Here is a 25151-nt window from a genome sequence, read left to right on the forward strand (position 1 = left end):
GTTCGCGTGGACCTGGCGCTCTCGTGATCGCCTTGCTCGCTGGGGACCGCTACCGGCCGTAGCGGGTCTCGAGCCAGTCCACCGCAAAGTCCACTATGGCTGGTGCGTCCACGAGGACGCTTTCGGCGTCGCCGATCCGGCCGCGAAGTCCGGCTCCCGTGGCGAGGAAGTCCTCGACGATGAGGCGGAAGTAGTCCTCGGGCGGGCCGGGGACGACCGGTTCGCTCGTGTCGAACTCCTCGACGACGCGCCAGGCCGTGCCTTCAGGGGTCGCCAGCGGGTACTCGACCTCGATGCGGCGCTTGCCGGGCAGGTCGGCCAGGTGCTCGGCGTGGTGCAGGACCGTCATGGTGTCGAGCGGCGCACCGACCATGAGGACCCGGCCTCCAGCCGCGACGAGGCGCGCGAACGGGGAGTCCTCGCCGTAGCCGTAGTCGAGCGGATGACCGGCGGTGAATTCGTCGGCGCGGGCGCCGAGCGCCGCGACCGAAGCGCCGGGGTTCACGCTGCGGCGCACGCCTTTCCGGGTGCCGATCACGGCGGCGAGCACGCCGTGGTCGCGGGCCGGGCGGGCCGTCGCCGGATCGAACGGCGGCACGTGGTCGCGCAGCTCCGGCAGGACCCGGCCGTGCTCGTCCCACACGTCGACGCTCAGCTCCCAGTCCTGATAGCTCAGTATCGTCCCTTTCGGACTGACCGTGTCGAGCAGGGCGTCCACCAGCGTGTCCGGTCCGCCCACCACCGGCCCGACCTTCCCGAACGCCGCGTGGACCATCACGGCGTCGCCCTCGGCCAGTCCTATCCGCCGGAGGTCCGCGGCCAGGCTCGAACGCGTCGCAGTGTCGGAACTCATCGGACGAGCTTAGCCAGTTGCGCTGCGGCGCTGGTGCCTTCGACCGGTGCGAGCCACAGGAGGCGCTGGGTGCCGTCCTCGGTGAAGAGGTGGTGGCAGTCGAGCTCGATCACGCCGGTCGCCGGGTGGACGAAGCGCTTGCGGTGGAAGCGGCGCACGGCCACGTCCCGCTCCGCCCAGAGCCGCGCGAAGGCCTCGCTGCGGTCGAGGAGGTCGGCGACGAGCTTCTCCGCTTCGGCGTCGCCGCCCGCGAGGGCCCGTCGGGCGGCGACCGCTCGCATGTCGGCGACGAAGGACTGGGCGTGCCGCGCATGGTCCTCGGCCGGGTAGTGGCTCCGCACGGACGGGTCGGTGAACCAGCGGTAGACCATGCTGGACGCGTAGGCCGGTTCGCCGATCGGGTCGATCTCGCCGAGGAGTTTGGCGGCGAGCCGGTTCTGGGCGAGCGGCTGGAGCAGGTCGGTCATGATCCGCGCCGGGGTGCCGTCGAGGCGGTCGAGCAGCGCCAGCAGCGACGGGTCGGTGCCGCGGGAGGGCTCGCGCGGCGGCGGGGTCGGGTGTCCGGCCAGGTGGAACAGGTGGTCGCGTTCGTCGCCGGTGAGGCGCAGGGCCCGCGCGAGCGCCAGGAGCATCTGCGCGGAGGGCTGGACGCCGCGGCCGCGTTCGAGCTCGATGTAGTAGTCGATCGAGGCGTTCGCGAGGAACGCGACCTCCTCGCGGCGCAGACCGGGCACGCGGCGGCGCGGCCCTCCGGCCAGGCCGACGTCGGCGGGCTTGAGCCGGTCGCGGCGCGAGTGGAGGAAGGCGGCGAGTTCGGTGGCGTCCACTCCTCCATCATCCACGCTCCGGCGTCCGGGGTGCGCGAACCGAGAGGGGGGTTGGCGACCCCGGGGTAAGCGCTACCGCCGCTGACCTCGGCATTCAGGGTCAGGATTGCTCCGACACCGAATGAAGGAGCACCAATGGGCATCGACAACGGAACCCGCGTCGCCGTCGTGGCGGGCGGTTCGCGCGGCATCGGGCGGGCGATCGTACGCCGCCTGGCCGACCAGGGCTACGCGGTCGTGGTGGGCTACGCGGGGAACGCCGCCGAGGCGGACGCCGCGGTGAAGGAGGCGACCGCCGCCGGAGCGCAGGCGATCGCGTACCAGGCGGACATCGCCGACGAGACCGCGGTCGCCGGGATGTTCGACGCGGCCGAGGCCCGCTTCGGCGGCGTCGACGCGGTCCTGAACCTGGCCGGGGCGCTGTACCTGTCCCCGGTGGCCGAACTCGACCTCGACCGGCTGGACGCCCTGCACCGCGTCAACATCCGCGGCGCGTTCGTGGTCGCTCGCGAGGCCGCGCGCCGGGTCCGCCAGGGCGGCTCGATCACGCTGTTCTCCACCTCCGTGGTCGGCTCCTACCACCCGTCCTACGCGGCGTACGCCGCGAGCAAGGGCGCGGTGGAGGCGCTGACGAAGGTCCTCGCGCGCGAGATGGGCGGCCGCGACGTCAACGTCAACGCGGTCGCGCCGGGCCCGACCGCGACCGAGCTGTTCTTCGACGGCAAGACCGACGAGGAGATCGCCCGGCTCTCGCAGGCCAACCCGTTCGGGCGCCTGGGTGAGCCGCACGAGATCGCCGAACTGGCCGCGTTCCTGTCCTCGGCCGCGGGCCACTGGGTCAACGGCCAGGTCGTGAAGGCCAACGGCGGCATGGTGCTGTGAACACGAGAAGGGGAGGCGTCGCCGCCTCCCCTTCGCCGCGCGCGATCAGGCCGCCTTGACCAGGTCGCGCTTCGCCGAGCGGACCGTCACCAGGGCCAGGACGACCCCGGCCAGGGCGACGGCGGCCGCAGCGGTGAACGCGGCGGAGAAGCCCGCAGTGAGGGCTTCAGGGTCGCCGAGTTCGTTGGCGCCGAACGGGACCGCGATCGCGGTGACAACGGCGAGGCCGAGCGCCGAGCCGATCTGGTAACTCGTGTTCACGATCCCCGAGGCCAGGCCGCCCTGCTCGGGGGCGGCGCTGGAGATCGCCATCTGCAGCGACGGGATGAACGCGAGCGACATGCCGAGCGCGGCGACGAGCGAGGCCGGGAGCACGTCCACCGCGAACGTCCCCTCAGGACGGACGAACGAGAGCCAGCCCAGACCCGCGGCCAGCAGCACCAGGCCCGTCGCGATCATCGCCTTGGGCCCGAACCGGTTGGCGAGGCGCGGGGCGATGACGACCATGCCGAGCATGATGAGCGCGGTCATCGGCAGCAGCGCCGCCCCCGACGGGAACGCCGAGTACCCGAGGACCTGCTGCAGGTACAGGTTGAGGAAGAACCACATCGGGATCCAGGCCGCGCCGAGCAGCGCTTGGGCGAGGTTCGCGGCGCCGAGGTTCGGGGCGCGGAAGATCGCCAGCGGCATGAGCGGCTCGCGCCGCTTCGCCTGCACCGCGAGGAACGCGGCGAGCAGGACCGCGGCCCCGATCAGGACGCCCCAGGTCTGGGCGTTGGCCCAGCCGACTTCAGGCGCGCGGACGATCGCGAAGACCAGGCCGCCGAGGCCGAGCGTCGCGGTGGCCGCGCCGAGCCAGTCGATCGAGCCGCGTGTGCCCGCGCCGCCGGGGAGCAGGGCCGGGGCGGCGGCCACGGCCAGGACCGCGATGGGGATGTTGATGTAGAACACCCACGGCCACGAGGCGTACTCGGTGATGACGCCGCCGAGGAACACCCCGGCGGTGCCGCCCGCCGGGGCGGCCGCGCCGTAGACCGCGAAGGCCTTCATGAGCTCCTTCGGGTTGGCCCCGAACAGCATCATGAGCAGCGTCAGCGCTGACGGCGCGATGAGCGCGGCGCCGACGCCCTGTACGGCGCGGCCGGCCAGCTCCACCGCGACGTTCGTAGCGAGCCCTGCCGCGAGCGAGCCCGCGCCGAGGACGATCCAGCCGAGGCTGAAGACCCTCCTCGCGCCGAGGAGGTCCGAGAGCCGCCCGCCCAGGAGGAGCAGGCCGCCGAGGACGACGACGTAGGCGTTGAAGACCCAGGACAGGTTCTCCTGCGTGAAGCCGAGGTCGGCCTGCATCTTCGGCAGGGCGACGCCGATGATCGAGGTGTCCATGATGACCATGAACTGGGCTAGGGCGATGAGCCAGAGGGCGACCCAGCGCCGCGAGGCGGGCGGCGTCGATGTGCGTGACATGACCTCTCCTAAATACCGGTGGGGGGTATAGTGCTGACGCACTGCACCCTTGGGGGCGAACCGTTCCGGGATGGAAGCGGCGGCGGCCCGGAAGCCGCCCGCCATTTTTAACATACCCCCAGGGGGTATGCAACAGGGCGGGATGAGTGACGCCGACCACGCTGATCCGTGCTTGACGAAGATACCCCCCAGGGGTATATATTGTCTGCGTCGGCCTCACCGAAGCCGAAGTCGAAGTCGAAGCCCAACCCGCGCAAAGAAAGCGAGCACCGCCATGTGCAACTCCGAAGCCGCAAGCTGCCACACCGACACCGCCGGGGCCACCGCAGCCGAGACCGCCGAATGCCCCGTCATGCGCGGCGCCACGGTCATCAAGGCCGACGCCGAAGCCGCGGGCCTCTTCCGCGACTACGAAGGCCAGCGCTACTGGTTCTGCTGCGCCGGGTGCGGCCCCGCCTTCGACGCCGACCCCGCCAAGTACGCCCTCGCCGTCTGACCCCGCCGGCCCTGGGCCCGACCGGGCCCAGGGCCGCCACAGTTGCCCGACTCCGCTCCGGCCCCCCGCGACGGGATGGCAGCATTGGCGTGTGCCAGCCCGAACGCCCATGCCCGTCCGCTGCGCCGCGGCGGTCGAGACCGAACGCGCCGCCGAGACCGCCGCGACAGCCGACCCCGACGTCCCGTGGATCACGCTCGTGCACAACGACCCGGTCAACCTGATGAGCTACGTCGCCTACGTCTTCCAGTCGTACTTCGGCTTCTCCGAGGCCAAGGCCAACCAGCTCATGCTCGACGTCCACAACAAGGGCCGTGCCGTCGTCTCCAGCGGCACCCGCGAGGAGATGGAACGCGACGTCCAGGCCATGCACGGCTACGGCCTCTGGGCCACCCTGCGGCAGGACCGCTGATGGGCCGCTTCTTCGCACCCGACGGCGGCGGCGCGACCGCCTCCTTCGACGAGACCGAGGCCGGGCTCCTGCGCGCCTACGCCGCCCAGATGCTCGAACTCGTCGACGCCCGCGACGGCGCCGGCGGCACCGCCGAAGACCTCATCGCCTCCGCGTTCAGCGAAGGCCCGACCGAGCTTCCCGAAGACCCGGCGCTCGCCCGCCTCTTCCCGGACGCCTACACCGACCTCGGCCCGGACGGCGACGCCGCCGCGGCCTCGGCCGAGTTCCGCCGCTACACCGAGAACGACCTGCGCGCCCGCAAACGCGACGACGCGCAGGCCGTGATCGACTCGCTCGAGGCGCTGGCCCCGGAGGGGCGCGCGCGTCAGCAGCTGCGCCTGGACGCGGACGGGTGCCGCCACTGGCTCGGCGCCCTGAACGACCTGCGGCTCGTGATCGCCTCGCGCCTCGAGATCAACGACGACGACGACTTCGAGGAGCTCCTGGAGCTCCCCGAAGACGACCCGCGCCACCCGCTCGCGCTGGTCTACGGGTGGCTGACCACGTTGCAGGACACGCTGGTCGAGGCGATGATGCGCTCGCTGTAGACGCGTCCCGCGCGTCCCGCGCGTCCCGCGCGGGTCGCGGGTGGGCGTAGGGGATGCCCCGTACCCACCCGCTTCCGCCTCCGACCAACCGAAAAGGACCACTGTCCCACAGGGGTATGACACCGCTGCGGATCCGCAGGTCGGGGGAGGCTTTCGCCTGCCCTCGACCGGTTGCGTCGCGTCGTTGGTCTGCCGGGCTGCGGGGTCCCGGTTCGGCCGTCGGTTATGCGTCGGGGGCGAAGTCGCCGACCATGTGGAGGATCTGGATGGCGGCGAGGCCCCATTGTGCGATGTCGTTGGTGCCGCCGTTGGGCCACCAGGCGATCGGGTTGAGGGTGGTCTCGACGGCCTCGGTCTCGCGCGGCGAGTAGTCGGGCGCGTCCTTCGCGCCGCGGAACCTCTCCCAGGCCAGTCGCGCCTGCGACTCGTCGCCGGTCCGCTTGTACACGAACGCGTTCGCCCTCGTGTAGGAGTAGAGGAACAGGTCGCCGAAGCGGCCGCCGTACTCGGCCTCCTGCTCGGCGCGGGTCGCGGTGTAGAACCGGGAGTACTTGAGCCAGTCCGCCTCGAACGCGGGCATGTCGACCTGCTGGATGAGCTCGGCGCAGATCTCGATGCGGCCGAAGGAGTTCGAGAGGTTGCTGCGCTCGGTCACCGGGGTCTCGGCGATCGCGTACCGGCCGGTGTCCATGTCGTACAGGCCCGACCCCTGCGCGAACCCGTTCGGCTGGGCCGCGATGGTCTCCATGGTGCCGAGCACCTTGTCGCGGCAGAACTCCCAGTCGGGCCCGCGCCGCTCCCATTCGGTGAGCCACGCGGCGGCGAGGGCGGCCCAGCTGGTGCCGAAGCCGATGTCGATCGCGTTCCGGTCGGGCACCCACGGGTCGTCGGCGGCGCGGATCTTGCGGCCGGTGTCGAGGACGAGCGCGGTCTCCTCGCTGGAGGCGAGCATGTGGAGCATGTCGCCGGTGCGCTCGTCGGCGGTCAGGTAGTAGAAGTACCTGCGGTAGTTGGCGTTCGAGACGCGCACCTGCTTGGACGAGTCGCCCCAGTGCTGGACGCCGTGACGCGTGCCGAGCCCGGCCCACTCGCCGATGTGGTAGCAGTTGACCTCGCTGGTCTTGCGGGTCATGGCCTCGGCGAAGCGGAACACCTCGGGCTTGTTGTTGTGGAGGTACGCCATCCAGATCCACTGGTCGGGGGAGATCTCGGAGTTGTCCCACGCGTACCCGCCGACGTCGTACCGCCAGATCTTGCGGTCGGTGTCCTTGGAGTGCATGAAGTCGCCGAAGTCCCAGAACCCGTACCAGTGCCGCTGGTCCTGCTCGGTCCGGTAGTGCTCGAACAGGAAGTCGAGGGTGTCCTCGACGTCGGCCTTGACCGGGTGGGACCGGTCGACGGGGCCGAAGAGGCCGCCGAAGGCCCCGGCCGCGCTCATGTGCTCGGTGGGGGCGATGACCTGCGGCTGCGCGCGTACGACGTCGGCCATCGCGCCGAGCCGCTCGTGGGTGGGCGTGGCCTCGGTGACCCAGAACTGGAGTTCGGTGGTGCGGGCGGCACCGTAGGGGGTGCCGAAGCCGGGTTCGTAGTCCTCGTAGGTGATCTCGAGGGCGTCGAGCTGCTCCGGGTAGGTGTCCTGGCCGAGCCCGTCGTGGTAGAACCGCGTGTCCATCGGCTGGGCCTCGGGGGACCACATCCACACGGTCACCGTGGCCTCTTCGGTGTGGGCGCCGCGGATGTCGAGGCCGGTGGGGTGGCGCTGCCAGAAGTCCTTCATGCCGAAGCCGAACCCGCCCGAGACGCCGCCGACGTACCCGAACCCGGAGGCGCGGCGGCCCTGGTCGACCGGTACCCAGCCGTAGCCTTCCTTGGTGCGCTTCTTGACCGCAAAGCCCTCGCTGTTGAGCTGCGCGAGCGAATAGTCGCCCCAGTTCGGGATCCAGTGCAGGCGGGTGGTGACCCGCTGGTCCCACGTGGCCGGGTCGGGCAGCCTCTCGCCCGCGACCTGGGCGGCGCGAACGTTCGCTCCGGGGTCGCGCCGCAGGCCGGTGATGCCTTTGACCGCTTCGGTGAGCTGGCCGTGGCCTTCGCCGACGAACCGGACGTGCCGGTCGTAGAGGGCGTCGGTGAGCGCCACCTTGAAGCGCACGCCGAGCCCGGCGATGTAGGCGTCGTCGCCGTCGGAGTCGTAGACGAAGGTGTGGACCATGCGGAAGGACTCGCCGCCCGCGTAGAAGTACAGGCGCACGGTGAACGGCAGCCAGGAGCTGCCGCGGCTCTTGCGGTGCGTCCCGGTCACCTTGACGACGGCGCGCACGGGCCCGTCCTGCTCGACGACGACCTCGTCGATGTCGCTGACGTAGCGGTCGCGGCTGACCGAGCCGGTCTCGGGGTCGGGGGCCTCGTCCTGGGTGATGTTGACGAGGTGCCCCTCTTTGACGAGCGTGCGGTCGCCGCGCTTGATGTGCTTGACGAGGTCCTTGCCGCCCTTGCCGATCCGGGCGGTGATCACGCCGGTGTTGACGTCGATGTGGTTCTTCGACTCCGAGACGCTGACGGCGAACGCGGGCGCGGCGGGCTCCCCGGCGCTGAGGGTGAACTTCTCGGCGGTCGCGGCCGGGCCGACGGCGTGGGCGGTCCACTTGAGCGAGCCGTCGGGCCAGTACGCGAGCGGCCAGGTCTGGACGGGCACGGTGGCGCCGTCGTCGGCGACGAGCTGGAACCGCTGGTCCTCGGGGAAGCGGCCCTTGCCCCAGGGCACGCCCCAGGTCGAGCCGGGGGACTCGGCGGGCCTGCCTTCGAGCCAGCGCAGTTCCACCGAGTCGGGGCCCGCGCCCTCGTCGGTTGCGGTCTGCGCGTGGGCGGGAGCGGCTTCGAAGAGCGCGGCGGCGGCCGCGACTCCGGCGGTGGTGGCGAGGACGCCGCGGCGGCTAACGCCTGGCGCCGTCTCGGTTTCTGGGGCAGGGCTGGTCAAGGTTCCTCCAGTGGGATGGGTGCACCGCAAGGGGTTTAATCGTTTTAACTCAGGGGGTTCAATATAGCCATGCGTCAATGTATAGTCAAGCCTCCGAGGAAGTGGCCGAGACCGGTCGAATCAAGGCATGACGACCGGCCCGCAGGCGCTTCCGTTCCAACCGGCATACTTGGAGCCGTCATGGAAACGTTTACGCGAGTTCGGGTCGCCGGGGCGGTGGTCGGCCTCCTGGCCGCCTCCGCCGCCTTCGCCCTGAACACCACGACAACCCACGCGCAAGAACTTGTCACCGCCCAGCAGACCGTCCGTCCCATGGAGGACCTCGGCCGCGGCGTCGTCGCCGTCCGGTCCAGCGCCACGAGCGTCCTCGTCAGCTGGCGCCTCCTCGGCCTCGACCCGAGCGGCACGGGCTTCAACGTCTACCGCTCCACCGCGGGCGGCGCTTGGACGAAGCTCAACGCCGCCGCCCTCACCGGCGGCACCAACTACACCGACTCCACCGCGAACCTCTCCCAGGCCAACGCCTACCGCGTCACCGCCGTCGTGAACGGCGCCGAGCAGTCGCCCAGCGCCGCGTTCACCCTGAGCGCCAACCACGCCGAGGAACCGATCGTCCGCATCCCGCTGCGCGACGGCGGCCCCGTCAAGTTCACCTGGACCGGCGACCTCGACGGTGACGGCGCCTACGACTACGTCGTCGACCGCCAGACCTCGCCCCAGTCCATCGAGGCCTACAAGAGCGACGGCACCTTCCTCTGGGAGGTCGACCTCGGCCCCAACAGCACCAACCAGGACAACATCGAACCCGGTTCCGCCACCATCGACGTGGGCCACAACGACGGCGTCACCGTCTACGACTTCAACATGGACGGCCGCGCCGAGGTCGCCCTGAAGATCGCCGACGGCGTCACCTTCGGCGACGGCGCGACCTGGACCCACGCCGACGACAACCGCCAGTGGATGGCGATCCTCGACGGCCAGACCGGGGCCCTGCGCAACTACTCGGCCGTCCCCACCGACTACCTCGCCGACGGCCCCATGGCCGCCCGCTTCGGCGTCGGCTACCTCGACGGCGTCACGCCCAGCCTCGTCGCGTTCATGAAGAACCGCAAGGACGACGGCTCCTTCAACCTCATGATCGCCGCCTGGAACTGGAGCGGTCAGAACCTCACGCAGAAATGGAAGTGGCTGCGCGGCTCCACCGACGCCCCGGACGGCCACAACACCCGCATCGTCGACGTCAACGGCGACGGCAAGGACGAAGTGGCCGAGATCGGCTTCGTCCTCAACGGCGACGGCACCCTCCGCTACTCCCTCGCCTCGCAGGGGATCATCCACGGCGACCGCTTCCACATCGCCGACATCGACCCCGCCCGGCCCGGCCTCGAAGGCTACGGCGTCCAGCAGAACAACCCCAGCGGCCTGCGCGAGTACTACTACGACGCCTCCACGGGCCAGATGATCTGGAAGCACACCCTCAGCGGCACCGCCGACGTCGGCCGCGGCATGGCCGGCGACGTTGACCCCCGCTTCCCCGGCATGGAGGTCTGGTCCTTCGACGGCCTCTACAACGCGTCCCAGAACCGCCTCACCGAACCCGACACCTCGCTGCGGCCCTGGCCGCAACTGGGCCTGTGGTGGGACGGCGACCTCACCATGGAACTGCTCAACGCGGGCAAGATCGAGGAGTGGGACCCGCTCAACCCGACCCCCACCGGCAGCCTGCCCCGCATCGAGAGCACCTGGAACTACGGCGCCGTCACCGCCGCCCAGAGCGGCCCGACCCTCGTCGGCGACCTCTTCGGCGACTGGCGCGAAGAGGTCGTCTACACCAACGCCGCCTATAACCAGCTCATCGTCTTCACCACCGACAAACCCACGACCACCAGGCTCTACACCCTGGCGCACAACCCCGCCTACCGCAACGCCATGACCCTCCACGGGTACATGCAGTCCCACCACACCGACTACTTCCTCGGCTCGGGCATGGCCACCCCGCCCGCGCCGCGCATCACCTACTGACCGCCCGGCGGGGCCGCCCCGGCGGCCCCGCCCTCCACGAACCGATAGCGAGTGCTCTGTGACCACCCCACTGCGGGCCTTCGGGCCGCTCGAACCGACCTACACCGGCTGGCGGAAGGCGGCGGCGGCCCTCGGCCGGCCCGCCGTCGACCTCGCCGCCCGCGGGCCGGACGAGATGCCCGTGACCATGTCGAACCACTCCCACCGCGAGAACTGGTTCGAACTGCTCACCCGCCCGCTCTGGGGGCTCGCACCCGCCGGGGACGCCGTGCCCGACGACCTCTGGGATCGCCTCGCCCACGCCGTCGCCCGCGCCCTCGACCCCGGCGGCGAGTGGTACATCGGCGACGTCGGCCCCCGCAACCAGCGCTGCGTGGAGTCGGCCGCCCTCGGCTGGGCCCTCCACACCGTCCCCGAACGCCTCTGGGACCCGCTGGCCCCCAAGGACAAGGACAACGTCGCCGTCTGGCTAGCCCAGGCCTACCGGACCGAGGTCATCGACAGCAACTGGCGGTTCTTCCCCGTGCTCGCCGGGCACGGCCTCGACGCCGTCGGCGTCGAACGCGACCCCGCGATCGCCGGAGCCCACCTCAAACGCCTGGGGGAGTTCCACCTCGGCGACGGCGTCTACGAGGACGGCCCCGGCAACCGCGTCGACTACTACAACCCGTTCGCCTTCCACACCTACGGCCTCCTCCACTACCGCATCACCGGCGACGACCGCTTCGTGGAACCCGCTGCCGCCTTCGCCCGCCGCTTCCGCTCCTGGTTCGCCGCCGACGGCGCGGGCGTCCCCTACGGCCGCAGCCTCGGCTACCGGTTCGCGCAGGGCTCGCTGTGGGGCGCGCTGGCCGCCGCCGACGTGGAGGCCGTGCCGTGGACCGAGGCCGCCGGGTTCGCGCGCCGACACCTCGCCTGGTGGTGGGACAAGCCGATCCTGGAGCCGGACGGACGCCTCAGCGTCGGCTACGGCTATCCGAACAGCGCCCTGGTCGAGCAGTACCTGACGGCCGGTTCCCCTTGGTGGGCATCGAAGGTCTTCACGGGCCTGCTCGCCCCGCCCGATCATCCCTTCTGGACTTCCGAAGCGGAGGCGCCCGGCCCGACGGTCGAGCCGCACCCGCCCGCGCGCGCCGTCCACGTGCGCGACGCCGGCGGCCACGTGACCCGCCTGAACGGCCAGTCCTGGCGCGCGATGATGCGCGGCGGGAAGGACACCTACGGCAGGCTCGCGTACTCGACGCTCACCGGGTTCTCGCACTCGGTCGACGGGCCCGGCCTGGAGGCGGCCGCTCCCGACGGGGCCCTGGTCTTCTCCGAGGACGGCCGCCACTGGCGGGGCCGCGAGGACTCCGACGACGGCGTCGTCGGCTCCGACGGCACGGTCACCGTCACCTGGCAGCCCTGGGAGGACGTCCGGGTGATCACCACAATGGAGGCGTCGCTCGACGGCTGGCACACCCGCACCCACGAGATCGACACCGCGCGGCGGCTCCACACCGGCGAAGGCGGCTGGTGCGTCCCGCGCGACGGCCACGAGGCCGCCGTCGCGAACGACCGCGTCGCCGTTGTCTCCCAAGGGATCCGCAGCGAGATCGTGGACGCCGCCGGGAACCGCTGCGCGGGGCTCGTCTCCCCGATGCCCGGCACGCACCTCTACTGGCCCGCGACGGTGCTCCCGGTGCTCACCGGCGTACTCGAACCGGGCCGCCACCTGCTCCGCGCCCGGATCTTCGCCGGAACGGACTGAATCTCGGGCCGGGCACCTTGACAGCGTTGGAAAGCGCGATCTAAGGTGACACATCGAAAGTTAAAACGATTTAACAATGCCGATGCCCCACCCGCCCCGCTTCCCCATCCCTCCCCTCACATCAGAAGGAGTGCATCAATGTCGATCCACAAACCCCTCCGCCGCCGGAGCCTGCTCGCGGGCGCGACCGCGGCCGCCGCGCTCGGCGCGACCGCCGCCTGCGGCGACGACGGCCCGGCCGGGACCGCCGACGACCCGGTCGAGATCGGCTTCGAGTGGTGGGGGGACGACGCCCGCGCCGAGGTCACCAAGCAGGCCGTCGATCTCTTCATGGAGAAGAGCCCGGGCATCAAGGTCCGCACCAACTTCGCCGACTACCCGGCCTACTGGGAGGGCCTGACCGGCCGCATGGCCTCGCGCGACCTCCCCGACGTGTTCCAGATGGACTACCCGCGCCTGCGCCAGTTCGGCGCGACCGGCATGCTGACGCCCCTCGACGGCGTCGTGTCGACCGACGACTTCCGCGACGGCGTGCTCGAGACCGCCAAACTCGACGGCAAGCTCGTCGCCGTCCCCGTGGGCAGCAACATGTTCGGCCTCATCTACCGCCCGGACTGGTTCGAGGAGCACGGCATCGCCGCCCCCGAGGCCGGATACTCCTGGGAGGACTACGGCGCCCTCATCGCGCAGATGACCACCGCGCTCGGCGCGGACAAGTGGGGCGGCAGCGACTGGGCCAGCTCCTACCTCCTCATGGAGCTGTGGCTGCGCCAGCAGGGCGGCGCGTTCTACGCCGACGACGCCGCGAGCCTCGCCTTCACCAAGGACCAGCTCGTCGAATGGTGGTCCTCGACCACCGCGCTCGTCTCCTCCGGCGCGATGCCGCCGCCGGACGTCGCCGCCGAGGCGACCGCGCCCGGTGTCGCGGGCGGCGTCATGGCCACCGAACTGCGCTGGGACACCGCGATGAGCGGCTACTGGGCGGCCGTGGCCGAAGGCGGCGGCACCCTCGCCCTCGCCCCGCCGCCCTCCGCCGACCCGACCAACCTCGCGCTCCACCTGCGCCCGTCCGTGCAGTTCGTGATCGCCGCGAACTCCGAGTTCCCCGCCGAGAGCGCCAAACTCATCGAGTTCCTGCTCTCCGACCCGGAGGCCGCCGCGATCCTCGGCACCAACCGGGGCATCCCCTCGACCAAGACCGGCCTCGCCAGTGTCGAGATCGACGAAGCCTCGCAGGTCGTGCTCGACTACGAGGCCACCGTCGAGCAGTACCTCATCGAGGCCCCGGTGGTGCCCCCGGCCGCCGCCGGTTCCATCGAAGCCAAGTTCACCGAGATCTACGGCCAGGTCCAGTACGGCGAGATGACCCCCGCCGAAGCCGCCGACCTGTTCTTCACCGAGGCCGAGACCCTGTTCCAGAGCGAGCAGTAGCACCGCCCGGGCGGGGGCGGCCTGAGGAGGACCGCCCCCCGCCCGGACCGGCAGCGCCACCCCGGCGGGGGAGCGGCACCTGAGAGGAGGGCCGCTCCCCACCCCGCTGTCCTCGCGCCGCCGTTAGGATCGGCCGATGCGCCCCGCCCCCCGCCCCACCGCTCTCATCACCGGCGCCGCATCGGGCATCGGCGCCGCCTTCGCCCGAGCGCTCGCCCCCGACCACCGGCTCGTCCTCGTCGACCGCGACACCGAAGGGCTGCAAGCCATCGCGGCGACACTCGACACGGAGACCGAGACCGTCACCGCCGACCTCACCGCCGAAGCCGACATCGCCCGCATCGAGGAACGCTGCCGCGCAGGCCTCGACCTCCTCGTCAACAACGCCGGATTCGGCCACCCCACCGAATTCCTCGACACCCCGATCGAAGCCGAGATCGCCATGTCACGACTGCACGTCGAAGCGGTCCTGCGCCTCACCGTCGCCGCCCTGCCCGCCATGATGGGACGAGGCAACGGCGGCATCGTCAACACCGGCTCGGTCCTCGGGTTCTTCCCCAGCTCCACCTACTCCGCGAGCAAGGCGTGGGTCATCAACTTCAGCCAGTCCGCCGCCGTCAAGGCCCGGCCGCACGGCGTCCACGTCATGGTCCTGTGCCCGGGCTTCACCCGCACCGGGTTCCACGACACCGCGCGCATGAACATGACCGCCGTCCCGGCCTTCCTCTGGCTCCAAGCCGACACCCTCGTGGCCGCCGCCCTGCGCGACCTGCGCAAAGGCAAGGCCGTGAGCATCCCCGGCTGGCACAACAAGACCATCGCGGCCCTCAGCCGCCTCCTGCCGATGCGCCTGATCCTCCGCATCCACTCCGGCGGCGGCAAACGCCCCATGGCCGTCCGCGAAACGCGAGGCTGAACGCCCGAGGCCCGCCCGCAGGCACGCACGAAGCACCCCCGAACTTGACACGCCCTCACCAACCGGGAATCATGGTTTCAGTAACCGTTCTTGAAACTGTTTAACCGAGGTGAATTCTTTGGCGCGCAAGGCGAGTGCTTCGGGCGACGGGACGCGCCACACCACCATCCGCGAAGTGGCCGAACGGGCCGGCGTCTCGGTCGCCACCGTCTCGCGCATCCTCTCGGGCACCTACCCCGCCGCGCCCGCGACCCGCAGCAAGGTCATGCGCGCCGTCGAAGAGCTCGACTACGTCGCCAACCACCACGCCCGCGCCCTCCAGGGGACCACCCGCAAGAGCATCGCCATCATCGTCAACTCGGTGATCTCACCCCACTACGCCCATGTGGCCCAAGGGGTCCAGACCCAGGCCGCCGAGGACAGCCGCCTCTGCCAGATCGGCACCACCGGCGGCGACGCCGAACGCGAGCTCGCCATGGTCCAATTCATGCGCGAGCAGCACCCCGAGGCCGTGATCCTCGTCGGCAACGTCAACGCCGACGCCGAGTACCGGGCCCGCATGAGCCGGTACGCGCACGCGCTGGCGGCGATCGGCTCGCGCCTGGTGCTGTGCGGCAGGCCGCCGCTCGGCCCCGACGTCCCAGCCGTGGTCGTCGAGTACGACAACACCGGCGGCGCGTTCGCCGCGACGAGCCACCTGCTCTCCAACGGCCACAAGCGGATCCTGTACCTGGGCCGCCGTCCGGGGTTCACCACGGCCGACGCGCGCATCGAGGGCTACCGCAAGGCGCTCGCGGCGTACGGCGTCGAACCCGACCCGGGGCTCGAGGTCGACGGCACGTACGAGCGGTTCGAGGGCTACCGGATGATGAAGGAGCGCCTGGCCGCCGGGCCGCCCGACTACACGGCGGTCTTCTCCGGCAACGACCAGATCGCCGCCGGGGCGAGGCAGGCCCTCCTCGAGCACGGCCTGCGCGTGCCCGAGGACATCTCGATGGTCGGCTTCGACGACCTGCCCCCGGCAGCCGACATCGACCTCACCACGGTCTACCAGCCCCACGAGGAACTGGGCCGCACCGCAGTGCGCCTCGCCCTCGAACACGCCCGCCAAGGCGGCCCGCCCCCGCACACGATCCTCGGCACCCACCTCGTGCTCAGAGGCTCGGTCCGCCCGATCGTCACCAGCTGACCCGGATTGTCGGACCCTCGTGGGAGAGTGGTCCTTTTCGGTTGGTCGGAGGCGGAGAGCGGGTGGGTAAGGGGCACCCCCTACGTCCCCGGCGGCGGCGTCAGCCGCCGACCGACCTGCCCCACTGCGGCACCGCCAGCGCCCACGAAGCGATGAGGCTGCCGATTAAACCCGCTGCCATGTCCGCGTCATGCGCCCTGTCGGCGGTCGCGCGGATCTCGTCCGCGTAGCGGCCCCACAGCGCGGGCGGTATGTCGTGGCCGACGCCCGGGACGATGACGAGCCGGGCCCCGGGAAGGTCCTTCGCGAGGTCGCGCGCAGCCGAGGGACGCAGTAGCTGGTCGGCCTCGCCGTGCATGACCGTCGCGGGCACCCGCAGCCGAGCGAGCGACCCGCCGCTCCAGTGCGCGCCGAGCTGGCGGCCCATGGACTTCGGGTCCCGCACCGCGCTGGATTCGTCCTTCTCGATGCGAGCCAGCGTCTCCGCCTCGTCGAACGGGTAGCCGGGGGAGGCGAGCGCCCTTGACACCGCCATCGACAGCGCGAGGTCGCCTTCGCGTCCTTCGGGGAACTCGAGCCGCGCGAGCTTCGCGACGGTCCCGAACCTGATGTACCGCAGCAGCTGCAGCGGCCCCGCGTCGCTGGAGACCGCCGCCGAGGAGACGAGGCTGCGCACCCGCCCGGGGTGGCGCAGGGCGATGCGCTGCGCCCGCAGGCCGCCGTTCGAGTGCCCGAAGAGGTGCGCGGAGCCCCAGCCGAGGGCGTCCATGACGGCGGCGGCGTCGTCGGCGAGGTCCTCGCCGGTGTAGGCGGGGACGCGCTTGCGGAACAGCGCGGTCACCGGGTGGGCGGTCTCGGCGGGGAAGTGCGTGGACTGCCCGGCGTCGCGGTTGTCGAAGGAGGCCACGTGGAATCCCCGTCCGAGGAGCGCCGCGATGAGGCCCGGCGGCCACCAGTGGCGGCTGACGGCCGAGCCCATGACGAGCAGCAGCGGTTCGCCTCCCGCGCCGCCGTGGTCCTCGTAGGCGAGGCTGACCGGTCCGTTGCGGGCGTAGCCGGTAGGGGTCTGGCCCATGGCTCCTCCTCGGGGTTCGCGAACAGTGTTCCCGAACTATAGTCGTTCGAGTACACTGTTCGCAAATCCTGGAGGAGTGCGATGACCGACGTGATCTGGCTGCGGCCCGAACGGGCCGCCACCGGCCGCCCCGCGGTGCATGACCGCGCCGAGATCACGGCTGCCGCGATCGGCCTCGCCGACCGCAGCGGCATCGACGCGGTGTCCATGCGCAACGTCGCCGCCGAACTCGGGACCGGCGCGGCCTCGCTCTACCGCTACGTCACCGGGCGCGACGACCTCCTCGACCTGATGGTCGACTCGACCGCGGCCGAATGCCGCTTGGAGCCGCCCACCGGTGACCAGGTCGCCGACCTCGTCGCGGTGGCCGAGGGCCTGCACGAGGTCATGATGCGCCACCGGTGGCTCCCGGACCTCGTGGTCACGCGCCCGGCGCTGGGCCCCGGCGTGGTCGGGGTCCTCGACCACGTCCTCGAGGTCCTCGCCGACCACCCGGGCGACGGGGCCGCGAAGCTCGAGGTCTTCGGCCTCCTCAACGCGCTTGTGGCCGCGTTCGCCCGAAACGAGCTCGCGTCGCCGGACCACGCGCAGCGGGCCGTCGCCTACCTCGCGCACGTGGCGGCCAGCGGCGAGCGGCCCCGCGTCACCGCCCTCTTCGACGGCCCTCCGGCGGCCGAGGGGTCCCCGCGCGACCGCCGCGTCGCCGCCTTGGCGGCGATGCTGTCCGGGCTGCTCCGCTAGGCCTCGGGGATCCAGTTGCCGTGCAGGCCGAGCGGCACGCGCGCGGGCAGGTGGACGCGCGCGAGCGGTTCGCCGGAGAAGTCCTGCGCCGCGAGGATCACCAGGTCGGCCGCGCCGCGTTCGGGGTTGTGGACGTAGAGCAGGTTGTACCCGTCGTCTTCGCTTGCAGCCGTTGAGGACGGCACGAACACGGTCTCCCCGGCGGCGGCGTCGCGCCCGAACTCGTGGGTCTCGGTCGTGCCCGCCACCAGGTCGTGCTTGAGGACCGCGTTCGAGAAGCCCTCGTCCGGCCGGTCAGCGTCCACAGTGCTCGGTGCCGCGTAGAGCTCCGTCGAGGCCGAGTACCCGTACCGGTAGGGGCGGCCGGAGTAGCGCCCGTTGAGGCGCGGGAAGTCCTGCGGCCGGTCGTGCAGGAGCTCGGTCCGGGCCTTGCCCGCGGCGAGGTCGAGGGTCCAGCGTTCGAGCACCGGACGCCCGGCCCCGATGTCGGCGAGGTCGAACCTGCCCGCGTGCCAGGCCACGTCGACCACGATCGTCCCGGCCTCCTCGTAGGCGTTGAGGGTGTGCCCGACCATGCCCTCCGGCAGGTCGATCCACTGCACGGGGCCGCCTTCGCGGGGCATGACGCCGACCTGCGTCGGCAGGTCCGGGTTCCAGCCGAACGGCACGCCGGTCGCCAGCTGCTGCGGGTCGAACACCATGGGGGAGGCGTAGATCAGCACGTAGTGGTCGGTGAGTCCGAAGTCGTGCATGTACGGCAGCGTCGGTGCGGGAACGTTCACGGTCCGCTGTACGCCGCCATTGGGGGAGAAGACGATGTGCTGAATGAAGTCGACGCCGTAGCGGAACGCGAGGGAGTGCATCTCGCCGGTGCGGTGGTCGAACTTGGTGTGTGCGTTGGCCGAGAACCCCTCCGGGGTCGCGCCGAGGTCGGAGGGGCCGACGGTGTCGAGCTCGGGGGTGAGCTCGTAGGGCGCGAGCCCGCCTTCGATGAGGGCCCAGACGCGGCCGCCGTGCCCGGCGACCTGGACGTTCGGGGCGAAGTCGAACCGCTCGTCGACCGGCCGCCCGCGGCGCGGCTCGCCGAGCCGGTCGGCCACCGAGGCCGAACGGACCCAGCGGTTCCGGTACCACTCGGCGCGGCCGTCGCGCAGCCGCACGCCGTGGACCATGCCCTCGCCGAGGGTCCAGATGTGGGCCGAGGCGTCCTCGATCCCGAGGGGGTTGGGGCCGATGCGGAGGTACCGGCCGTCGAGGTCGTCCGGGATCGCGCCGGTGACGGGGAGGTCGAATGCGGTGACCTCCTCGGTGACGGGGGCGAAGTTGCCGCGGGTGTACCGCTGAAGGCGCATAAGGGGGTCCTCTCTGCTGCGACGCGCTGCGCGTCGATTTATACAAACGTATCATACGAATGTATAAATCGAGGCGACCGCTAGGATCACCGCATGGGACACCGAGAGGACCTGCTCGAAGGCGCGAAGCGCTGCCTCATCGAGCGCGGCTACAGCAGGACGACCGCGCGCGACATCGTCGAGGCGTCGCACACCAACCTGGGCTCCATCGGCTACCACTACGGCACCAAGGACAAGCTGCTCCTCCAGGCCATGGTCGAGATGTCCGGCGAACTCGCCGAGCGGATGATGGCCGTCGACCCCGGCGACGGCGAGGCGGCCCTGCTCCGCTTCTGGGAGGGCATGATCGCCTCGTTCCGGGCCGATCCGGGCCTGTGGCGCGCCAACCTCGAGATCCTCGTCCAGACCCTCCACGACCCTGAGCTGCGGACCAGCCTCGCCGACACGCAGGAACGCGCCCGCGACGGACTCGGCAGGCACCTCACCCCGACCGCCGCGGACGCCTCCCGGGCCGCCGGCTCGATCCACTACGCCCTCATCATGGGCGTGATGGCCCAGCACCTCCTCGACCCCGACCGGGCCCCCAGCGCCGAGGAGGTCGTGCGCGGCCTGCGCGCCGTCGCCGCCGCCTAGCGCGCCTTCTCGATCGAACGCCGCACCATCCCGCTGACGCCCGGGAGCGTGACGGCGCGCATCATCGCGTCGCTCATCCACACGTGGAACCGCGTGGGCGGCGCGAACCGGGCGATCCCCTTGCGCGCCAACGCCTGCCGCTTCACGACCTCCGGACGCATCCCCGCCTCCCAGCCCGCCAGCGCCGCGTCGACATCGCCCTGCTCCAAAGCCGCGCCGAGCCGGTCCGCGCCCGACAGCGCAAGGCCCGCACCGTAACCGGCGAACAGCGTCACGCACCAGGCCGCGTCGCCGAGGAGCACCACCCGGCCGCTGCTCCAGGCGTCCATGCGGATCTGGCTCACCGAGTCGAAATAGGCGCCGCCAGGGTCCTTCCGGAACTGCTCCAACGCGTCCGGGACGCCGCCGCCCAGATCTTCGAAGGCCTCACTGAGTGCTGCGGCCGGGTCGCGTTCGAGGTCGGTCGCAGGACCGCGATAAGCGAAGAACGCCGAGGACCGGCCCGGACCCAGGTTGACGACGGCCGCCGTCCGGTGCGGGCCGATGAACGTGGTGCCGCTGCCCTCGGCGAGCCCGTCCGGCAACCGGCGCAGCGGGAACGCGCCGACCATGTGGTCCAGGTCGACCCTGAACCGCGCTTCGTCGCCGAAGACCAGCCTCCGGACGCTCGAATGCAGGCCGTCCGCGCCGACGAGCAGGTCGGCCCGCTCGGTCGTGCCGTCGCTCAGTGTCGCGACGACACCGTCCCCTTCCTGCGCGATCGTGTCCACGGTCGTGCCGAACCTGAACGCCGCCTTGCCTTCGACCGCCTCGAACAGGGCCGTCTCCAGGTCGCCCCGGAACACCGACATCGCCCGCGCGCCCTGCGCGGCCTCGACGATCGCCTGCGGCACCGTGAACTTCGCCGACCCGTCCGCCCGCACGAGCACCGACGTGAAGGCCCCGAGGTCCCGCTTCCCCAACTCCGGCAACAGGCCTAGCGCCTCGACCGCGTCGTATCCGCTCCCGAGCAGGTTCAGCATGTACCCGCTGCTGCGCCGCTCCGGCGCGCGCTCGACCACGACCACTTCCCAGCCCGCCCGGTGCAGCCGCAGTGCCGCCGCCAGTCCCGCGATCCCCGCGCCGACCACGATCGCCTTGCGTTTCCCAGCCATCTGCCCTCCAGAAAAGTTTGAACACGCGTTCATCACGAGTATGAACGATCGCTCAAACTCCCTGCGGCGCCCCCTCCGCCGCCCGTTACACTGGCCCCGTGCCAAGAGGAGTCGCCATACCCGAGCTGCGCCAGCAGCTGTTCACCGCCGCCGAGCAGGTCATACTCCGCGACGGCCCAGGCCGACTCAGCGGCCGCGCCGTCACCGCCGAAGCCCGCGTCGCCGCCGGACTCCTCTACGCCCACTTCACCGACCTCGACGACTTCCTCGCCGCCTACGCCGTCGACCGCTCCTTCGTCGTCACCGTCGCCGCGAAGACCCTCCCCGCACGAGCGGGCGCCGGCGACCCCGCCTCCAACCTCGCGAGCGCCCTCCTCGACATCCCCCGCGACGCCCTCGCCGCGCTCGCCCGCCTCCTCGTCCTCCGCCCCGAACTCGCCGAACGCGTCCACGACGTCCTCGGCGGCGACACCGCCCTCGACGCCGTCGAACAGGCCGCCGCCGACTACCTCGAAGCCGAACGCCGCCTCGGCCGCACCGCCGCCGACCCCCGCGCCGTCGCGCTGGCCGCCACCGCCGCCCTCCACCACCTGGTGCTCACCGCCGAGGACCCGGACGACCGCCTCCGGCCAGCGCTCACCGCGCTGGTCGGCTCCACCGCGAACGAACGGAGCGGCAATGGCTGACCTGCCACCGCGCATCGGCATCGACGAACCCGGCTCCTTCAGCCGGGCCTGCTTCCACGAGCGCCACCCGGTCCTCATCGCCAACCTCCTGGCCGACCTCCCGTACCCGCCGCGCATCCGGGCCCGCCTCGAAGGCCTCCTCGACGAGTCCCTGAACGGCGTCGTCCCCCGCGAGGTCCCGCCCGGCCCCAACCTCGCGTTCTGGGAAGCCGAGATCGCCTCCTGCGCGGGCACGCCCTGGAGCCGCCTGCCGTACCTGTGGGCCGAGTCGTACTTCTACCGCCGCCTGCTCCAGGCGACCGAGTACTTCGACGCCGACAGCCCCTGGCGCGGCGTCGACCTCTTCGGCCCGCAGAAGCGCGCGCAGCTCGCAGGGGACGAACTGCGGTCCGACCTCGACGCCTACGCCGCGCTCGGCGACCGCGAGCCGGGCGAGCGCCGCCGTGCCCTGCTCCACGCGAGCCTGTGGGGCAACCAGGCCGACCTCGGCTTCCGCACCACCACTTCCATCGCGGGGCAGAGCGACATCGTGGCCGACGACAGCGCCGCGATCTGGGACCTCGTCGACGGACCCGGCAGCGGACCCGTGATCGTGGTGGCCGACAACGCGGGCCGCGAACTCACCGCCGACCTCGCCCTCGTCGACGCGCTCCTGGAGACCGGCAAGGTCGAGCTGCACCTCAAGCCGCACCCGTACTTCGTCTCCGACGCCACCGGAGACGACCTCCTCGCCACCCTCGACGCGCTGGCCGCCGACCCGAACAAGCCCGTGCAGGCCCTCGCCCAGCGCCTGCGCGACGCGATCCGAGACGAGTCCCTCGTCGTCCGCACCCACGGGTTCTACGCGCTGCCCGCGACCTACCGGCGGCTCCCGGCCGACCTCGCCCGCGACTTCGCGGCCGCGCGGCTCGTGATCCTCAAGGGCGACTTGAACTACCGCCGCCTCGTCGGCGACCGGCACTGGGACCCCACGACCCCCTTCGCCGAGGCCGTCTCCTACTTCCCGGGCGACGTGGCCGCGCTGCGCACCGCGAAGTCGGACCTCGCGGTCGGCATCGACCCGGCCCGTCTCACCGAGTTGGACAACGCTTCCCCGCAGTGGCGCATCAGCGGCACGCACGCGATGATGCAGGTGCTGCACTGACCCGAGGAGGCGACGATGCCGGTCGACGAGTACTTCACCACGATGCACCAGCGGCTCGAGGCCGCTGCGGCGGCGGGGACCACCGACGAGGAGAAGGCCGCCCTCGGGTGGGCGGCCGCCGACTCCTACGCCAAGCAGGCCCTCGCCACCTGGAACAGCGACGGCGTCGCCATCGAGGACACCGTGGTCGACGGCCCGCACGGACCGATCCCCGTGCGCCTCTACCGTCCTGAAGGCCCGCTCAACGGCGCGGTCCTGTGGTGCCACGGCGGCGGCTTCCGCCACGGCGACCTCGACATGTTCGAGGGCCACGGCGTGAGCGTCGAGCTCGCCCGCCGCGCGGGCGTCGCGGTGGCCTCAGTGGACTACCGGCTCGCCGACGGCACCGTGCAGTACCCGGTCCCGATCGACGACGTGCACACCGCGTGGGACTGGTGGACCGCGCACGCCGGGACCGACGGCCCGATCGCCCTCGGCGGCGCGAGCGCCGGAGCCGCGCTCGCCCTCTCGACCGCGTTGCGCACCAGGGACACCGGGGGCCGCGCGGCCGACGTGCTGCTGCTCGCCTACCCGTTCGCGCACTACCCGAACCCGTCGCTGAGCCCGGCCATGAGCGTCGAGATGGCGGCCCTGCCGTTCCGCTTCGAGCCCGAGGGCGTCGAGGAGATGGTCCGCAACTACGTGGGCCGCATCAGCGACGTGCCGCCGGACGCCCTCCCCGGCGCGGCCCGGCTCGACGGGCTCCCGCCCGTCCGCATCGTCGTCTCCGAGTACGACGACCTGCGCGCCTCTGCCGACCTGCTTGAGCGCCAGCTCCGCGAGGTCGGCGTCCCGGTCGAGTCGTACCTGGCCCTCGGCATGACGCACGGGCACATGAACCACACGTCCGACATCCCGGAGGTCGCGAACTCCCTCGACTTCTTCGCGAAGGGCCTGAAGGCCTAGGCCGGAAGGTGCCGGGCGACGATCGCTGCCGCCGATTTGCGCTGCCCCGCACCGTAGTTGAGTCCCCGGTCGGGACCGAGGCGCGTGGCGCAGAAAGCGTCGGCGACCTCGGCGGGGGAGTGGCGGATCAGCAGTGACGCCTGGAGCGCCAGCCCGAGGTCCTCGGTGAGGCGGCGGGCCCCGGCCGGTTCGGCGTCCTTGAGGCGCGACTTGAGCCCCTTGAGGTGCGCGCCGAGCCGGGCGTCCGCTTCGGCCGCCGGTGCGACCTCGGCGAGGAACGCTTCGGCGGCCTCGGGAGCGGTCGCCAGCGCGCGCAGCACGTCGAGGCAGATCACGTTCCCCGAACCCTCCCAAATGGACAGGAGCGGCTGTTCCCGGTAGCGGCGCGCGAGCGGCGCCTCCTCGACGTACCCGTTGCCGCCCAAGCATTCCAGTGCTTCGGCGGCGTGCCCCGGGCCGCGCTTGCACACCCAGTACTTCGCGACCGCCGTCGCCAGCCGCCGGAACGCGGCCTGCCCGGGATCGTCGTAGGCCGCGGCCAGCCGCATCATCGTGGCGGTGGCCGCCTCGGACTCCACGCAGAGGTCCGCGAGGACCTGCGTCATGAGCGGCTGGTCGATCAGGGCGGCGCCGAACGCGCTGCGATGCGCCGCGTGCCAGACCGCCTCGGCCGTGCTCTGCCGCATCCCCGCGGCGGTGGCGATGACGCAGTCGAGCCGGGTGTGGTTGACCATCTCGATGATCGTGGCGACCCCGCGGCCCTCCTCGCCCACGAGGTGGGCGACGGCGTCGTGCAGCTCGATCTCGGCCGACGCGTTCGAGCGGTTGCCGAGCTTGTCCTTCAAGCGCTGCAAGCGGATCGCGTTCCGGGTGCCGTCGGGCAGGACGCGGGGGAGCAGGAAGCACGAGAGCCCGCCGGGCGCCTGGGCGAGCACGAGGAACGCGTCGTTCATCGGCGCGGAGCAGAACCACTTGTGGCCCCGCAGCGTGTAGGTGCCGTCGGCGGAAGGCGTTGCGGCCGTGGTGTTGGCGCGCACGTCCGAGCCGCCCTGCTTCTCGGTCATGGCCATCCCGACGAGCACGCCGGCCTTCTCCTGCGGCGGTCGCAGCCCCGGGTCGTACTCGGGCGCGGTGATGAGCGGCTCCCACTCGGCCGCGAGCGCCGGGCTGGCGCGCAGCGCCGGGACGGCCGCGTAGGTCATCGAGATCGGGCAGCAGTGCCCCGGCTCGGTCTGCGCGAGGAGCGACAGGAGCACCGCGCGCCCGGCGTGCGCGCCCGGACCGGGCTCGGCCCACGGCATGGCGTGCGCGCCGTGCTCCACGGCCAGGCGCATGAACCGGTGCCACGACGGGTGGAAGTCGACCTCGTCGACGCGGTTCCCGTACCGGTCGTGCGTGCGCAGCACGGGCGGGTAGCGGTGCGCCTCGTCGGCCCACCGCGCCGCATCGGCGCCCGCGAGGGCGTCGCCGAGGGCCCTCGCGCGCGGCGCGATCGCACCGGCCCCCGCCCACTCGGCCGCCTCCCGCAGGGGCGCGTTCGCCTCGAACAGGTTGCGATCCACCAGCGGCGGGGCCTGATTCGTGACAGTGTGGGTGTCGGCGGCACCGGTCATCG

Annotated in this window: 22 protein-coding genes; 14 read left to right on the top strand and 8 right to left on the bottom strand. The window is 71.8% G+C overall.

The features are described 5' to 3' along the window. Positions 1 to 49 precede the first annotated feature (49 nt). Together aac(3) and ACGGCP_RS14680 are read right to left on the bottom strand one after the other, a co-directional pair. Positions 50 to 853 (bottom strand): aminoglycoside 3-N-acetyltransferase, encoded by an 804-nt coding sequence (gene aac(3) / locus ACGGCP_RS14675; protein WP_392966077.1) that lies wholly within the window; start codon positions 851 to 853, stop codon positions 50 to 52. Next, complete coding sequence (locus ACGGCP_RS14680; protein ID WP_392966080.1) at positions 850 to 1680, bottom strand: helix-turn-helix domain-containing protein; 831 nt, start codon at positions 1678 to 1680, stop codon at positions 850 to 852. Before ACGGCP_RS14680 ends, aac(3) begins: the two co-directional genes overlap by 4 nt. A gap of 135 nt (positions 1681 to 1815) precedes the next feature. On the opposite strand from ACGGCP_RS14680, the gene ACGGCP_RS14685 reads away from it, so the two are divergent. Next, positions 1816 to 2562: an SDR family oxidoreductase gene (locus ACGGCP_RS14685; RefSeq protein WP_392966083.1), complete on the top strand. Its 747-nt coding sequence runs from the start codon at positions 1816 to 1818 to the stop codon at positions 2560 to 2562. Positions 2563 to 2607: 45 nt separating this feature from the next. Here ACGGCP_RS14685 and ACGGCP_RS14690 read toward each other — a convergent pair whose 3' ends face one another. Next, positions 2608 to 4026 carry an MFS transporter gene (locus tag ACGGCP_RS14690; RefSeq protein ID WP_392966086.1) on the bottom strand — a complete coding sequence of 473 codons (1419 nt, stop codon included), beginning with the start codon at positions 4024 to 4026 and terminating at the stop codon, positions 2608 to 2610. A gap of 274 nt (positions 4027 to 4300) precedes the next feature. On the opposite strand from ACGGCP_RS14690, the gene ACGGCP_RS14695 reads away from it, so the two are divergent. The 3 genes from ACGGCP_RS14695 (at position 4301) to ACGGCP_RS14705 (ending at position 5524) form a co-directional block, all read left to right on the top strand. Continuing rightward, complete coding sequence (locus tag ACGGCP_RS14695) at positions 4301 to 4522, top strand: YHS domain-containing protein (RefSeq protein WP_392966089.1); 222 nt, start codon at positions 4301 to 4303, stop codon at positions 4520 to 4522. A gap of 109 nt (positions 4523 to 4631) precedes the next feature. Beyond that, on the top strand, positions 4632 to 4934 hold the full coding sequence (gene clpS / locus ACGGCP_RS14700) for an ATP-dependent Clp protease adapter ClpS (protein WP_392966331.1): 303 nt from the start codon (positions 4632 to 4634) through the stop codon (positions 4932 to 4934). Next, positions 4934 to 5524 carry a DUF2017 domain-containing protein gene (locus ACGGCP_RS14705; RefSeq protein WP_392966091.1) on the top strand — a complete coding sequence of 197 codons (591 nt, stop codon included), beginning with the start codon at positions 4934 to 4936 and terminating at the stop codon, positions 5522 to 5524. Before clpS ends, ACGGCP_RS14705 begins: the two co-directional genes overlap by 1 nt. Positions 5525 to 5747: 223 nt before the next feature. Here the strand turns inward: ACGGCP_RS14705 and ACGGCP_RS14710 are convergent, their stop codons facing one another. After that, positions 5748 to 8498, bottom strand: coding sequence for a Tat pathway signal sequence domain protein (locus tag ACGGCP_RS14710; protein ID WP_392966094.1), 2751 nt, complete (start codon positions 8496 to 8498; stop codon positions 5748 to 5750). Positions 8499 to 8678: 180 nt separating this feature from the next. Here ACGGCP_RS14710 and ACGGCP_RS14715 point away from each other — a divergent pair, with 180 nt between their 5' ends. The 5 genes from ACGGCP_RS14715 to ACGGCP_RS14735 all read left to right on the top strand — a co-directional run bounded on the left by ACGGCP_RS14715 (position 8679) and on the right by ACGGCP_RS14735 (position 15806). Beyond that, positions 8679 to 10520 carry a hypothetical protein gene (locus ACGGCP_RS14715; RefSeq protein WP_392966096.1) on the top strand — a complete coding sequence of 614 codons (1842 nt, stop codon included), beginning with the start codon at positions 8679 to 8681 and terminating at the stop codon, positions 10518 to 10520. Positions 10521 to 10578: 58 nt separating this feature from the next. Continuing rightward, entirely contained in the window at positions 10579 to 12270 is a 1692-nt protein-coding gene (locus tag ACGGCP_RS14720) for a DUF2264 domain-containing protein (RefSeq protein ID WP_392966099.1), read from the top strand. A 138-nt stretch (positions 12271 to 12408) separates the two neighbouring features. Beyond that, positions 12409 to 13701 (top strand): ABC transporter substrate-binding protein, encoded by a 1293-nt coding sequence (locus ACGGCP_RS14725; protein WP_392966102.1) that lies wholly within the window; start codon positions 12409 to 12411, stop codon positions 13699 to 13701. Between the two features lie 136 nt (positions 13702 to 13837). Continuing rightward, positions 13838 to 14617, top strand: a complete 780-nt coding sequence (locus ACGGCP_RS14730) for an SDR family NAD(P)-dependent oxidoreductase (RefSeq protein ID WP_392966105.1) — start codon at positions 13838 to 13840, stop codon at positions 14615 to 14617. A 109-nt stretch (positions 14618 to 14726) separates the two neighbouring features. Then, positions 14727 to 15806, top strand: a complete 1080-nt coding sequence (locus ACGGCP_RS14735; protein ID WP_392966108.1) for a LacI family DNA-binding transcriptional regulator — start codon at positions 14727 to 14729, stop codon at positions 15804 to 15806. A gap of 100 nt (positions 15807 to 15906) precedes the next feature. Here ACGGCP_RS14735 and ACGGCP_RS14740 read toward each other — a convergent pair whose 3' ends face one another. Beyond that, on the bottom strand, positions 15907 to 16881 hold the full coding sequence (locus tag ACGGCP_RS14740; protein WP_392966110.1) for an alpha/beta fold hydrolase: 975 nt from the start codon (positions 16879 to 16881) through the stop codon (positions 15907 to 15909). Positions 16882 to 16962: 81 nt separating this feature from the next. Here ACGGCP_RS14740 and ACGGCP_RS14745 point away from each other — a divergent pair, with 81 nt between their 5' ends. Continuing rightward, positions 16963 to 17622, top strand: coding sequence for a TetR/AcrR family transcriptional regulator (locus tag ACGGCP_RS14745; protein ID WP_392966113.1), 660 nt, complete (start codon positions 16963 to 16965; stop codon positions 17620 to 17622). On the opposite strand, the gene ACGGCP_RS14750 is transcribed toward ACGGCP_RS14745, so the two are convergent. After that, entirely contained in the window at positions 17619 to 18974 is a 1356-nt protein-coding gene (locus ACGGCP_RS14750; RefSeq protein ID WP_392966115.1) for a carotenoid oxygenase family protein, read from the bottom strand. The genes ACGGCP_RS14745 and ACGGCP_RS14750 overlap by 4 nt on opposite strands. 93 nt (positions 18975 to 19067) lie before the next feature. Here ACGGCP_RS14750 and ACGGCP_RS14755 point away from each other — a divergent pair, with 93 nt between their 5' ends. Next, positions 19068 to 19607 (top strand): TetR/AcrR family transcriptional regulator, encoded by a 540-nt coding sequence (locus ACGGCP_RS14755; RefSeq protein ID WP_392966118.1) that lies wholly within the window; start codon positions 19068 to 19070, stop codon positions 19605 to 19607. Here the strand turns inward: ACGGCP_RS14755 and ACGGCP_RS14760 are convergent. Then, entirely contained in the window at positions 19604 to 20761 is a 1158-nt protein-coding gene (locus tag ACGGCP_RS14760) for an FAD-dependent oxidoreductase (RefSeq protein ID WP_392966121.1), read from the bottom strand. The two genes, ACGGCP_RS14755 and ACGGCP_RS14760, sit on opposite strands and share 4 nt — an antisense overlap. Positions 20762 to 20859: 98 nt before the next feature. Here ACGGCP_RS14760 and ACGGCP_RS14765 point away from each other — a divergent pair, with 98 nt between their 5' ends. Genes ACGGCP_RS14765 through ACGGCP_RS14775 form a run of 3 tightly spaced genes read left to right on the top strand, consistent with a single transcriptional unit; the run spans position 20860 to position 23536 of the window. After that, on the top strand, positions 20860 to 21447 hold the full coding sequence (locus tag ACGGCP_RS14765; protein WP_392966124.1) for a TetR family transcriptional regulator: 588 nt from the start codon (positions 20860 to 20862) through the stop codon (positions 21445 to 21447). After that, positions 21440 to 22591, top strand: a complete 1152-nt coding sequence (locus ACGGCP_RS14770) for a damage-control phosphatase ARMT1 family protein (protein WP_392966127.1) — start codon at positions 21440 to 21442, stop codon at positions 22589 to 22591. Before ACGGCP_RS14765 ends, ACGGCP_RS14770 begins: the two co-directional genes overlap by 8 nt. A gap of 15 nt (positions 22592 to 22606) precedes the next feature. Continuing rightward, positions 22607 to 23536, top strand: coding sequence for an alpha/beta hydrolase (locus tag ACGGCP_RS14775; RefSeq protein WP_392966131.1), 930 nt, complete (start codon positions 22607 to 22609; stop codon positions 23534 to 23536). Here the strand turns inward: ACGGCP_RS14775 and ACGGCP_RS14780 are convergent. Beyond that, on the bottom strand, positions 23533 to 25149 hold the full coding sequence (locus ACGGCP_RS14780) for an acyl-CoA dehydrogenase family protein (RefSeq protein WP_392966134.1): 1617 nt from the start codon (positions 25147 to 25149) through the stop codon (positions 23533 to 23535). The two genes, ACGGCP_RS14775 and ACGGCP_RS14780, sit on opposite strands and share 4 nt — an antisense overlap. Between the last annotated feature and the right edge of the window lie 2 nt (positions 25150 to 25151).

This window comes from Glycomyces sp. NPDC048151 (assembly GCF_043202775.1).
Classification (GTDB): Bacteria; Actinomycetota; Actinomycetes; order Mycobacteriales; family Micromonosporaceae; genus Glycomyces.

Excerpts from the sequence above, each read along its gene's own strand:
- ACGGCP_RS14740 (WP_392966110.1), bottom strand. The coding sequence starts at position 16,881 with ATGGGCCAGACCCCTACCGGCTACGCCCGCAACGGACCGGTCAGCCTC.
- ACGGCP_RS14730 (WP_392966105.1), top strand. The coding sequence starts at position 13,838 with ATGCGCCCCGCCCCCCGCCCCACCGCTCTCATCACCGGCGCCGCATCG.
- ACGGCP_RS14690 (WP_392966086.1), bottom strand. The coding sequence starts at position 4,026 with ATGTCACGCACATCGACGCCGCCCGCCTCGCGGCGCTGGGTCGCCCTC.
- ACGGCP_RS14705 (WP_392966091.1), top strand. The coding sequence starts at position 4,934 with ATGGGCCGCTTCTTCGCACCCGACGGCGGCGGCGCGACCGCCTCCTTC.
- ACGGCP_RS14750 (WP_392966115.1), bottom strand. The coding sequence starts at position 18,974 with ATGCGCCTTCAGCGGTACACCCGCGGCAACTTCGCCCCCGTCACCGAG.
- ACGGCP_RS14715 (WP_392966096.1), top strand. The coding sequence starts at position 8,679 with ATGGAAACGTTTACGCGAGTTCGGGTCGCCGGGGCGGTGGTCGGCCTC.
- ACGGCP_RS14745 (WP_392966113.1), top strand. The coding sequence starts at position 16,963 with ATGACCGACGTGATCTGGCTGCGGCCCGAACGGGCCGCCACCGGCCGC.
- ACGGCP_RS14695 (WP_392966089.1), top strand. The coding sequence starts at position 4,301 with ATGTGCAACTCCGAAGCCGCAAGCTGCCACACCGACACCGCCGGGGCC.
- ACGGCP_RS14770 (WP_392966127.1), top strand. The coding sequence starts at position 21,440 with ATGGCTGACCTGCCACCGCGCATCGGCATCGACGAACCCGGCTCCTTC.
- ACGGCP_RS14755 (WP_392966118.1), top strand. The coding sequence starts at position 19,068 with ATGGGACACCGAGAGGACCTGCTCGAAGGCGCGAAGCGCTGCCTCATC.
- ACGGCP_RS14775 (WP_392966131.1), top strand. The coding sequence starts at position 22,607 with ATGCCGGTCGACGAGTACTTCACCACGATGCACCAGCGGCTCGAGGCC.
- ACGGCP_RS14760 (WP_392966121.1), bottom strand. The coding sequence starts at position 20,761 with ATGGCTGGGAAACGCAAGGCGATCGTGGTCGGCGCGGGGATCGCGGGA.
- ACGGCP_RS14685 (WP_392966083.1), top strand. The coding sequence starts at position 1,816 with ATGGGCATCGACAACGGAACCCGCGTCGCCGTCGTGGCGGGCGGTTCG.
- clpS (WP_392966331.1), top strand. The coding sequence starts at position 4,632 with ATGCCCGTCCGCTGCGCCGCGGCGGTCGAGACCGAACGCGCCGCCGAG.
- ACGGCP_RS14725 (WP_392966102.1), top strand. The coding sequence starts at position 12,409 with ATGTCGATCCACAAACCCCTCCGCCGCCGGAGCCTGCTCGCGGGCGCG.
- ACGGCP_RS14780 (WP_392966134.1), bottom strand. The coding sequence starts at position 25,149 with ATGACCGGTGCCGCCGACACCCACACTGTCACGAATCAGGCCCCGCCG.